Raw genomic sequence first — 11802 nt, 5'->3', positions numbered from 1 at the left:
CTTTCTTTTGTCCGTCTCATTATTTTACCATGAACGCATAAAAAAATGAATGGGAACACCCGATTTCTGTATCCTGTTGTCTCATTTTATGCTAAAATGGAAAAGTTATGAGGAGGAATACCATGGGAACATGTACCATACAGACAGATCGATCCAGCATGATGGCGCTGAAGCAGCGGTTGAAAACTGCGGAAATCCGTAAGACACCGCCCTATGCGATTTATCAGATCAAGACGAGGGATTGTGTCATTACCGCTTATGAGTCCGGCAAGCTCGTATTTCAGGGAAATGGCGCCGAGGAATGTGCAGCGCTGATTGCCCCGTCTGCCATACAGAAAACGCAGAGCGGGACAACAGCAAAAAAAACACAGGGACAGCCGAAAGCAATCTATCCGCAGGCCGGCAGCGATGAGGTTGGGACCGGTGATTATTTCGGTCCCGTGACCGTTTGTGCAACCTGTGTCCGTCATGAGGATGTGGAGTTTTTACGCAGTCTTGGGATACAAGACTCCAAGGCCATTGATGATACCGCCATACGGCGCATGGCTCCCAAGCTGATGGAACGACTGCCTCACAGTCTTTTGATTTTGGACAATGCCACCTATAATCGAATTCACGGTGAAAATAATATGGTTGCTATTAAATCCCGTATGCATAACCAGGCCTACGTACATCTGCGTAAAAAGATGGGATCACTGCCGCAGTTCTGCATCATTGACCAGTTCGTGCAGAAGACTTCCTATTACCGCTATCTGAAACATGAGCGCGAGGTCGTCTATGATATTCATTTTGAAACCAAGGCGGAAAATAAGTATCTGTCGGTTGCAGCCGGATCAATCATTGCCCGGTATGCGTTTTTGAAGGCCTTCGATGCGATGTGTGAGCAGTACGACTTCACCTTTCTGAAGGGTGCCGGCAGCAAGGTGGATCAGAATATTCGTGAGTTTGTGGCAATGCACGGAAAAGAGGCACTGCTCCAGGTTGCCAAGCTGCATTTTGCAAACACAAAAAAAGCCTTAGGCTAAAACAAACCCGTTTCCTGCATGAACAGAAAACGGGTTTTTCGTATGCCTTCATCTGCCAAAGCACAAATGAAATAGAAAGACAGAATCAATAAAAGGGCAGAAGGCCAGCAAAACTCGAAGGCCCTCTGTATCTTTTTATAAATCATGATGCAAAAGCAGACTCAAATCGTAAAGCCATAGGTCAAAGGGTCATTCTCATCGATCACATATACTGCCTTCCCCGTGATATAGGCACTACCTGTAATCATCGGTTGAATACCACGATAGTGTCCGATAACATCCTCCGCTTCATACCGTCCATAAAATTTTGCTCCGGTAAAGCTTTCATTCACAAAAATTTCGTTTGCAGATAAGTTTCCTTTCGCATGCAAATATGCCAGCTTTGCACTTGTTCCTGTCCCACATGGTGAGCGATCGATCTGACCTTCCTCGGCAATAACGATATTCTTCTGTTTCTTTTCTCCAGTAGCTACATAATATTCAGCATTTACAACGCGTGTGATTGCAAGTGAGGGATGCTTTATCTCATATTGCTTATTCAGCTGAGCCAGCAGTTTCCTTGTAAAGGGTATCAGAAACTCAATATCCTTTGCATCCAGCTGCAATGAAAGCTGTGCAGCATCAAACAAAGCAAAGAACGTACCGCCAAAAGAAATCGCAACCCTATATTCCTTGCCATCTACCCTTACCTTTACCTCATCAGCAAACAGAAATGAAGGAACATTATGCAAGGTAACCTCCTGCGCTTTTTTATTCTCCACCCTTACACTTGCGCATATAGTTCCTGATGGCGTATCCATCACAACCTCTGTATGCGGTTCGCACACAGGTACTAGCCCGGCCTCCACCGCATACATAGCACAACCGATGGATGCATGCCCGCACATATTTACCCATCTCTTCGCATCCATGAAAACAACACCGAATGCAGATGCTGTATGCTCTGCAGGCAGAATAAGCGCCCCAACCATATCCTTATGTCCCCTCGGCTCACACATCAAGGCACGGCGCAGATGGTCATACCGTTGTTCAAGGATCTCCTTTTTCTCCATCATTGTAATGCCCGGTATATCTGGAAAGCCAGAAGTGATAATGCGGGTAGGTTCTCCCAATGTATGCGTTTCAACCGTTGTAAAAACAATTTTCTGCATATCCCTCTTCCTTACAGGCACACTACTCAATGCAGCTGCCGTTTGTCTGAATGATTTTTTGATAATGATAGAAGGAATCCTTTCTGATTCTTTTCAGGCTTCCCTTCCCCTGATCATCCATATCTACATAAATAAACCCATAACGCTTTTTCATTTCACCGGTAGATGCACTAACCAGATCAATGGGTCCCCACCACGTATACCCAAGCAAATCAACACCATCCTCCAATGCATCCCGCATTGCGGACACATGTTCATTCAGATACTGGATACGATAAGGATCATGAACCTTTCCATCCTCACTTACCTCATCAATTGCGCCTAAGCCGTTTTCAGCGATAAACACCGGAATATGATATCTTCCATACAACTCATTCAGCATCCAGCGAAGCCCCTGCGGATCAAACACCCAGCCCCAGTCAGATTTTTTCAGATACGGATTGGCAACCCCTAAAGAGAAATTACCTGCAGTTGTTTCATGATGCTCATCCACTGCATGACAGCCGGATGTATAGTAGCTGAATGCCAGAAAATCAATCGTCCCTTTTTTCAAAATACACTTGTCCTCCTCGGTGATTCCAAGTGCTTCTATATCGACACCCTTGCCTTTCAGATAATGTCTGCTGGCATAGGAATATTCTCCGCGTACCATCACGTCCCCACAATACCAGAGGCGGTTCATGCTTTGCTGTGCTTCAATGACATTCACGGGGTTACAGGAATATGGGTAATGCGCATCCCCCGCAACCATGGAACCGATTTGAAAGTCCGGATTGATGTCATGACCTGCCTGTACAGCCAGCGCACTGGCGATAAACTGATGATGCAGAGCCGTAAAGCGTTTCGTCATTTTATCTGCAGACAAAGACTCCTCACTCGCCTGTGCGATATCCAAATATCGGGTTCCGTTAGAAAGAATCCCACCTGTATATATATCGCCGAAATAATTTGTCATCATATTGATTTCATTAAACGTGATCCAATACTTCACTTCATCCCGATACTCGCGGAAAATCGTTTTACAGTACGTGACAAAGGCAGGAATCGTCTTTCTGCTTAGCCATCCATCCTGTTTCAATGCCAGTGCCAGCGGTACATCGTGATGAGAAATGGTAACCAGCGGCTCGATATCATATTTTTTGCACTCCTGAAATATTTTATGATAGAATGCAAGACCAGCAGGATTGGGCACCTCGTCATCACCGTTGGGAAAGATTCTTACCCAGGAAATCGACATGCGGTATACCTTAAATCCCATTTCCGCAAACAACGCGATATCTTCCTTGTAATGATGATAGTGATCAATAGCTATCGCTGCCGGATAATAACAATCCTTTTCAACTGGTGTAAACTCTCTTGGGATTTCTCGACTTCCCGCTGTCAACAAATCAGTGACCGCAAAGCCTTTTCCATCCTCTTTCCAGGCTCCCTCACACTGATAGGCGGAAGTTGCCCCTCCCCACAAAAAATTTTCCGGAAACTGTATCTTATGCATGCTGTGTTCTCCTTTCTATTAGCATTTCAACACCCTTTTTTAATCGATTCAGACCTTCGCTGAGAATTTCCATACTGGTGGCAAGACAAATACGAACATGCCCCTCCGACTCATCACCGAAGTATTGGTGTCCTCCCGGTACAATCGCCAGCTGCACTTCCTCTTTCAGAAATTCGACAAATTCAGCTCCTGTAACATGAAGCTCCCGAATATCTACATACAGCAGGAATGTCGCCTGTGGTCTGTAGGCATGTAAGCCCGGAATATGTTCATTGATAAACGCCACTGCATAATCCCGGTTTTTTGTGATATGCTTTAAAAATGCCGCACGCCATTCTTGCGTTTCTTCCATAGCCGCAATCGCGGCAATCTGCGATAGTGAGGTAGCACCACCCGCAGTAGACAGCACATCGGAAGCATCAACCAGCTTCTGGAATTTTTCATCATCGTTCGCATAAACGCAGCCAATTCTCAATCCGGCAAGACCAAAGCTCTTAGAGAACCCAAATACAGATACTACGCGTTTACAGCGCTCCTCGCCTAAACAATAAATGCTGTTGAACTGTGCATCGGGATACAGGATATCCGACCATATTTCATCGTTCATAATCAGTAGATCATGTTTCTCACACAATCGCATGATTGCCTCCAGCTCCTCCTTCGTATAGACAAGACCGTATGGGTTATGCGGATTACACAATCCAATCATTTTGGTTCTCTCGCTTATGCACTCCTCCAGTCTTGAAAGATCCATTTTCCTATTCTCCGTATCAAGCTTTGCTGCGTAGCTGATTGGAGTTGCTCCAGCCGCTAAACAGGATTCCCGGAAAAGGAAATCGCAGGGATCAAAGACAATCATTTCATCTCCAGGCTTCAAAAAAGCCTTCGCCACGATGAACATCGCTCTTGCTGCACTGTCTACCGCCAGTACCTGCTCCGCTTTGATTTCCTCCCCCTTTGTTTCCTTCACATAATTTGAAAATGCCTGATTAAACGCAGGCAGGCCCAGTTTCGGTGTATAGGAGAAATAGCCTTCCTCCACGTACGCAAGCAATGCCTGTTTAATCGCCGGAGCACATGGGTAATCCATATCGGCAGCAGTGAGTGGGATAGTTCCATCCGCTACCTCCGCCCAGCGCAGATTGTATGCTTTCTTTTTTAATATATCGAGCTTAATGTTGCTGTTATCAAAGTAATTCATATCGTTCCTCCAATTCTAAAATTTTTGGCAGAAAACTCTGCCAAAAATTCCGGTTCTATTTTTCCAATTTCTTAAACCGCTCATCAATTGCTTCGCAGATATCCACGAGCTGCTGTGCGATGTTGATTTCACTGCATACGGTCATACACGTATCCTGTGCATGTGTGAATAGAATCGAATACTCAATTTCTTCTCCATTTGATTCCGCCTGCAGAGAGGCTGTCTGTGATTGGTGCGCAGCCACAATATCTTCATTTGCATCCAAAAGCTGCTGCTTTGCACGTTCTATATCAAAGGTTTTTAAAGATTTTAATGCCTCTGCTGTTTTCAAGCGGGCATCGCCGGCATGCAGGATGATCTGCATTGCCGCCTGCGCATTTTCTAATTTCATATGATCTCCCTTTCCTTTCTGTTTTCCAGCTCTTCTTTGTACTGCTGTTTTTCAAATACCCTAAAGAATGGCATCCAAATCAGCCAGGATACAGCAAACAATGCAATTACCAGAATAACCCCGGACATACTGTTCGTTGTCAGATAGCCTTGTACGATATTTGGAAGATACCACATCTGCATAGGTGCACTCGGAATAGGAACAAGGCCGATGCGCATAACAAGATACATAAGACTTGGAATAATAATTGAATTAAGGCACAGTGGAATCATAAGGATCGGATTCCATACAACAGGAGCACCAAACACAATTGGCTCATTGATATTGAAGATTGCAGGGAAGATACAAACGCGCCCGATGGATTTCAGTTTTTTTACATTTGAACGCATACACATCAGAACCAATGCAAGCGTACACCCCTGTCCACCGATATAGGTGATTCCCATTACCGTTTCCATAAGGTTAATACTTGACGCCGCCTGTCCTGCCGCAACCGCAGCCATATTGGCATCCATACCCTCCATCCAGATTGCCCATGCGATGGGGAACAGAATCCAGGTAAAGCCAAAGGAATACAGGAAGCAGGTGAAGAAACAAATCATAACAAGACCAAGCCAGGTCTGTCCAAAGGAAGAAATCGGTGCAAACAAGCCACGGATAAACAGTGGTAAATCAAATCCGGTGCTCATAATAAATAAACCGATGGCCAGTGTGATTGTTACAGGAACAAGTGCATCCATCCATGCCACAACCATATCCGGCATAACCGTATCCTCCTTAAACATAGAGTGCCTAGAAGCAAAATTAAAAATCCATGCTGTAAAAACGGATGTCACAACTGCTGTCAGCATACCACCTGTTCCAATTTTATCCATGATGAAATTCATCGTACCGGCTTCTCCATCTATGACCGGAAGTGTGATGATAAAGAAGAGAGCAAGACTGGTCAGCATCGCAGAAATTTTCAATTTCTCATTCCCTCTTTTTTCCAGTACCTTCATCGGTACCAGAATAGCCAGAAATACTGCAATCAAGCCAAAGGAATATGTATTCAGCATGGAGATATCCGGAATCCAGCTCATCACCTCAAAGTTACGGAATACACCGACGATTGAGGAAACTGAACCGATCATAATCATTGGCAGTATACTCATGATGGATTGTTGTATTGCGGATATATAAATATTCTGTGTAAGCTTATCCAGTTTAGGAGCCAGTGATTTGGTAATCCATCCCATAAAGCCCTTCGCCGGTTCCTCCGAAGCCTCACTGCTCTGCGTTGGTTTTTCCTCTTTTACAGAGATTTCTTCGACAGGCTTTTTTACTTCCCGCAACGCATCCAATGCCTGCTTCAGCGTGGCAGCTCCATCAATACTTCCATACGCATCCTTGTCAATAAAGGCAAACGGAATATTAAACTTTTTTAAATCCTTTTCAAGCGCTTCCCTTTTAAACGCTAGATGAGGACCAAACATGACAAGATCTGTCCCCTGTAAATTGTTCATCATTTCTGCTTCACTTCGTGCAATTATTTCAAAATTTTCAATTCCCTGTTCTTTTGCGGCTTTTCGCATTGCCTGCGCCATAAAACCACTGGACGCACCTGCTCCGCACATTAACAAAATTTTCATAAGTTCTCTCCTTGTTATTTACACGCAATAACTTCTAATTCAAACAATGCCTGTTTCGGAAGCTCCTTCACGGATACACAGGATCTTGCCGGATAATTTCCTACAAAATACTCAGCATAAATTTCATTTACCACAGCAAAATTCTCCATTTCTGTCAAGTAACATGTCGTCTTTACAACATCCCTCATTTCATAGCCGGCCTTTTCCAAAATCGCCTTCACATTTTCAAGTGATTGTCTTGCCTGTTCAGCAATATCCCCGCTCACGATCACCCCCTGCCCGGGTTCTATCGGAAGCTGTCCGGATACAAACAACAAATTGCCATTCGTGACTGCCTGTGAATAGGGGCCGATTGCAGCAGGTGCGCTATCGGCATCAATAATTTTGTTCATTCCCTTCTCCTTTCTAATGAAATATTTTTTACTCTTATACTATAATACATTATTTTATTTTAGTCAATAAAATAATTATCATTTTTTAGATGAATTATATTTTAAGATTACAAAACTTTAGCAGCATTAAGCAATTTTCGCATTTATTTAGTTTACTTAATAAATTTTTTTTGAAATTGTTTTGAATAAATGAAATTAGTACGCTATAATAGACAGCGAAGGGAGTGGAGGATACCATGAAACCACAAGAAGTTCAATTAACCCTGATTGATAAGATGATTCTGCAAAGCTACCGCTCAATGGTTGAAGGTCTGGGCAACTATTTGGGAGAGGCCTATGAAATCGTGCTTCATAGTCTGGAGGACTTTCAGCACTCCGTCATTTATATCAACCATGGTGAGCATACCGGCAGAAAGGTCGGTGCCCCGATTACAGATAAGGCATTAGACTTTCTCATCAAGTTCAGTGAGAACAGCTCGAAACAGGAAACCTATTATTCGGTCAATGCAAAGGGAGAACCTCTGAAAAGCACAACGATTGCCATCAAAGGAGAAAATGACCGCATTATCGGTTTATTGTGTATGAATTTTTATATGAATATCAGTTTTTATGATTTCATTCATACGTTCGTACAAAAAGAAACCCTCACAGCAGAAAATGATTCCGCAACAGAAACCTTTGCCAGTAATGTAGATGATATGATTACATCAACATTAAATACCGTAAAAGAGAGGATATACAATGACCCTGCTATAAGCTCGTCAAATAAAAACAAAGAAATTATTTATGACCTGTATAATAAAGGAATTTTCCAAATCAAAGACGCTGTTACAGTTATCGCTAAGCTTTTGAACATTTCAAAAAACACGGTGTATTTGCATTTGCGAAAATGCAGCAATCATAAATTCTGATATCATATGAATACCAGCATATAACAAAAAAGCTATTTCACTTAAACTTTTATCGTGAAATAGCTTTTCTTCATACTGAAGGATTCTATAAGTACGAGCATACATAACAATCGCATAAATGCACAGCGAACAATTGGTATTCACACAAGGAATGCTGGTCCTATGATTGCCTGAACCTTCTTATCGTATTGTCGGATTGATTTTTCTGGATACCTGCAAATCAATGGCATAGGGAAGCTGTACCAGCTCTACCCCCGCACTGCGCAGCATCCGCTTGCTGGCAATCGTCCCTTCCGTATGTGCATACTTATCGGACTCATACACAATACGGCTGATTCCGCTCTGTATGATCGCCTTTGCGCACTCATTGCATGGAAACAGCGACACATAAATACTGCATCCTTTTAAATCATGTTTGCTGTTTAAAATCGCATTCAGCTCCGCATGCACGACATAGGGATATTTGGTGTTACCGAAATCCCCTTCCCGATCCCACGGAAACTCATCATCGCTGCAGCCGTTTGGAAATCCGTTATAGCCGATACTGACAACACGATGCTCACTGCTGACAATGACAGCCCCCACCTGTGTGGAAGGATCCTTGCTCCGTTTGGCACTCAGGTGCGCCAGTCCCATGAAATATTCATCCCAAGTTAGTACATCTTCCCGTTTCATTAAATACCTCCTGTTTTTTCATACTGCTGATGAAAATGCTCCTGCAGATATTCTGCATAGGCATTGAGCGGTGTATGACGGTAAACACTGATTATGGCTTCATCCAAATGCCGATCCAGCGGTGCAACCGTATCCACAGCAGCACCATAGGCAAACAGACTTGCCGCATACAGAACAAGCGCCAGACAGGCATGCTGCTTCATACCGGATTCACTCTGTCTGCCATGCATCCATAAGCCGTACAGAATTCCGCACAGAATCCCCGCAATACAGGCGATAAAGGACACCGAGGGCACCAGTGCGAGTACGGCCAGAATTGCCATACAGTTATACAGCGGAATACGCAGTAGTGGATGTCGCAGTGTATGCGACAGCAGCTGACTGGTGAGATAGGCTGCCGCCACACCAAAGATCCCGGCACTCATACCAGTCGCAATCCCGTTGGGTGCCGCAATCAGCTGTGCAGCATTCCCCAAAATCACAGAGGAAAGAAAAACCGCCATATACCAGCCTCTTCCCAAACGCTGTTCACACAGCTTTCCGGTCGCATACAGGGCATACAGGCTGATGACGAAATGAACAACACCGTTATGTACAAAGCCGCCGCTGAGAATACGCCAGTATTCATGCGCCGCAACAATACTCATCTTATAGTAACCGCCGACAGCCACGATGGCACTTTCCATATTACCGTCCAGATAGGCCAGTAGATATTCCAGTACGAGAAATATCGTACAAATCGCCATTATAGCAACTGTGCAGCGTGGAATACTTTTCTTACGCGCTTTTTTTATGAAATCCTGCTGCTGCTTCAGCTCTGCCTCTTCCACCTGAGCCATGAGTGTACTGCTTTCCTTATCCGGATCTGCCACGCGATGCACGACACGGTCAATGCCATGAAAGACGCTGGTCAGCTGCGGTTCACTGAGGGCTGAAGGAGTGATGCAAATCTGTGTCAGAAACGCATTGTGCACCGGACTGGATTGCGGATTGGTATTCAATATCAGCATCGGTCCCTCTCTGTGCATCAGATTGAGTATGATGCGGTGAACGTTGCGCACATAATCCGTGTCCGCAAAGGTTCCGGCATTGCCGCTGGATGAAATGCGGATCACCGGATATACCTGATGATTTTCATTCATCAGCCACAGATCATCCTTGTGCTGCTGAACCCTTACAATGCGATAATGCTGTTGTACGACCAGGTAATGCAGCAGCTGATAGGCAAACAAATCATATTCACTAATCTGCATCCAGTCACCTCGATTCCTGTCGCAGTTCTTCCAGTATGTCCGCAAACTGCTTCGGCAGCTCTGCTTCCACTGTCATCACTTCCCCCGTTCTCGGATGCTGAAAGGTAAGCTGGTGCGCATGCAGGAGTTGTCCGTTTGTCTGCATGGTCTTGCGATAGCTGTATTTCTCATCCCCCACTACCGGATGTCCGATATACTGCATATGAACACGTATCTGATGCGTTCGTCCGGTTTCCAGACGACATTCCACCAGGGTATAATTTTCAAATCGCTCAATCACCTGGAAATGTGTACGCGCATCCTTTGAGTTGGTTGCCGTTACCGCCATCTTCTGGCGATCCTTCACATCCCGTCCTATCGGCGCGTCAATGGTACCGAAATCATGCTGAATCACACCGTGTACCAGCGCATAATACAAACGGTTCACTGTCTTGCTTTGCAGCTGTTTGGACAATGACGCATGGGCGAGATCATTTTTAGCGATAATCAGCAGTCCCGTTGTATCCTTATCAATGCGATGCACGATTCCCGGACGCAGTGTACCATTGATTCCGGAAAGATCCTTACAGTGATACAGCAGTCCGTTGACAAGTGTCCCGCTTTGATTTCCTGCAGCAGGATGCACGACAATGTTTTTTGGCTTATTGATGACGATCACATCTTCATCCTCATATCGCACGTCCAGCTCCATTTTTTCCGGACGGGCTTCCATTTCCATTTCATCATTGAATACGGCCGTAATGCAATCGTCTGCCTTCACCTTATAATTTGCCTTCACCGCATTCTGATTGACCAGAATGCTTCCTTCAGCCAGCAGCGCCTGCACCCGGCTGCGGGATAAATCCTCCTGCTCACTGATGTATTTATCAATGCGAGCCCCTGCATCCTCTGCAGCGGCGATAATCTTTATTTCGCGCATATCCTACGACCTCCATATGTTTCCAGAACCATTGATAAAACAATGAGCCCTACACCGACACAAAGTGATATGTCAGCGACGTTGAATACCGGAAAATCATATCCGAAGATAATGAAATCCAGAAAATCACGAACATACTGGAAAATAAGACGATCAATAAAATTTCCCAGTGTACCGGCCATCATCAATACCACACCAATGCGTGTCAGTCTGTCCCTGTGATCTGTAGTACGGTAAAAATACAGCATGCCAATCAGAAAAACAATGGAAATCAGATAAAAGAAAACCATCTTTCCTTCCAGCATGCTCCAGGCTGCCCCTGTATTGTGCAGATACGTAATTCTGAAAAATCCCGGAATTACGTCAAAGCTCTCATCTATTTGCATGGACGTCTGTACGCCCCACTTGCTCAGCTGATCCAGCAGTAGTACTGCCGCCATCATCAGAATATGCTTAGCCTTCATGCGATTCACCTTTCCTTATATGTTCTGTGGGCTATCCTTTAAAAAGCACACAAAACAGTATCGTATCATATTATAACAAAAAAAACCGCCATTGGCGATTTTTATGTGTACTTTTTATTTCGAATCACGGTAATTAGGAAAGTTTATAAATAAGGAGGATGAGCTCGACACGTTCATACAAAGATTCTGAATAAAAAGTCCATTGGCAGATTCTTATGAAATCTGCTTACAGTATACCACGAAGAAACCACACTTTCAACACATTTTTCAATTTTTATTCATTTTATTTCTGAA

General features: G+C 44.3%; 12 protein-coding genes. 2 read left to right on the top strand and 10 right to left on the bottom strand.

Annotation, left to right across the window (positions count from 1 at the left end):
- Nucleotides 1-122 precede the first annotated feature (122 nt).
- Nucleotides 123-1025, top strand: a complete 903-nt coding sequence (rnhC, locus tag ACG3M1_RS11030) for a ribonuclease HIII (RefSeq protein WP_008817436.1) — start codon at nt 123-125, stop codon at nt 1023-1025.
- Between the two features lie 161 nt (nt 1026-1186).
- On the opposite strand, the gene ACG3M1_RS11025 is transcribed toward rnhC, so the two are convergent.
- The 6 genes from ACG3M1_RS11025 to ACG3M1_RS11000 are packed head-to-tail and all read right to left on the bottom strand — an operon-like array spanning nt 1187 to nt 7286.
- Nucleotides 1187-2176: a proline racemase family protein gene (locus ACG3M1_RS11025; RefSeq protein ID WP_008817437.1), complete on the bottom strand. Its 990-nt coding sequence runs from the start codon at nt 2174-2176 to the stop codon at nt 1187-1189.
- 22 nt (nt 2177-2198) lie between these two features.
- The gene (locus ACG3M1_RS11020; protein WP_008817438.1) at nt 2199-3671 is read right to left on the bottom strand and encodes a glycoside hydrolase family 1 protein; all 1473 of its coding nucleotides are present in this window, start codon (nt 3669-3671) and stop codon (nt 2199-2201) included.
- Nucleotides 3664-4872, bottom strand: a complete 1209-nt coding sequence (locus tag ACG3M1_RS11015; protein WP_008817439.1) for a pyridoxal phosphate-dependent aminotransferase — start codon at nt 4870-4872, stop codon at nt 3664-3666. The genes ACG3M1_RS11020 and ACG3M1_RS11015 overlap by 8 nt, the downstream gene beginning before the upstream one ends.
- Nucleotides 4873-4927: 55 nt before the next feature.
- The gene (locus ACG3M1_RS11010) at nt 4928-5263 is read right to left on the bottom strand and encodes a PTS lactose/cellobiose transporter subunit IIA (protein WP_002608777.1); all 336 of its coding nucleotides are present in this window, start codon (nt 5261-5263) and stop codon (nt 4928-4930) included.
- The gene (locus ACG3M1_RS11005) at nt 5260-6894 is read right to left on the bottom strand and encodes a PTS transporter subunit EIIC (protein WP_008817440.1); all 1635 of its coding nucleotides are present in this window, start codon (nt 6892-6894) and stop codon (nt 5260-5262) included. The genes ACG3M1_RS11010 and ACG3M1_RS11005 overlap by 4 nt, the downstream gene beginning before the upstream one ends.
- Nucleotides 6895-6908: 14 nt before the next feature.
- A complete protein-coding gene (locus ACG3M1_RS11000; protein ID WP_002608775.1) occupies nt 6909-7286 on the bottom strand; it encodes a RidA family protein in 378 nt (125 codons plus the stop codon).
- Nucleotides 7287-7522: 236 nt separating this feature from the next.
- Between ACG3M1_RS11000 and ACG3M1_RS10995 the strand changes: the two genes are divergently transcribed.
- Nucleotides 7523-8197, top strand: a complete 675-nt coding sequence (locus ACG3M1_RS10995) for a helix-turn-helix transcriptional regulator (RefSeq protein WP_002608774.1) — start codon at nt 7523-7525, stop codon at nt 8195-8197.
- Nucleotides 8198-8377: 180 nt separating this feature from the next.
- On the opposite strand, the gene ACG3M1_RS10990 is transcribed toward ACG3M1_RS10995, so the two are convergent.
- The 4 genes from ACG3M1_RS10990 to lspA are packed head-to-tail and all read right to left on the bottom strand — an operon-like array spanning nt 8378 to nt 11508.
- On the bottom strand, nt 8378-8872 hold the full coding sequence (locus tag ACG3M1_RS10990) for a deoxycytidylate deaminase (protein ID WP_002608773.1): 495 nt from the start codon (nt 8870-8872) through the stop codon (nt 8378-8380).
- A complete protein-coding gene (locus ACG3M1_RS10985) occupies nt 8872-10125 on the bottom strand; it encodes a rhomboid family intramembrane serine protease (protein ID WP_008817441.1) in 1254 nt (417 codons plus the stop codon). Before ACG3M1_RS10985 ends, ACG3M1_RS10990 begins: the two co-directional genes overlap by 1 nt.
- A gap of 4 nt (nt 10126-10129) precedes the next feature.
- A complete protein-coding gene (locus ACG3M1_RS10980) occupies nt 10130-11044 on the bottom strand; it encodes an RluA family pseudouridine synthase (protein ID WP_009269208.1) in 915 nt (304 codons plus the stop codon).
- The gene (gene lspA, locus ACG3M1_RS10975; RefSeq protein ID WP_002608770.1) at nt 11032-11508 is read right to left on the bottom strand and encodes a signal peptidase II; all 477 of its coding nucleotides are present in this window, start codon (nt 11506-11508) and stop codon (nt 11032-11034) included. Before lspA ends, ACG3M1_RS10980 begins: the two co-directional genes overlap by 13 nt.
- Nucleotides 11509-11802 lie beyond the last annotated feature (294 nt).

This window comes from Clostridium sp. 10cd* (genome assembly GCF_044336395.1).
Lineage (GTDB): Bacteria > Bacillota_I > Bacilli_A > Erysipelotrichales > Erysipelotrichaceae > Clostridium_AQ > Clostridium_AQ innocuum.
This window is presented reverse-complemented; position numbering and strand designations above follow the sequence as displayed.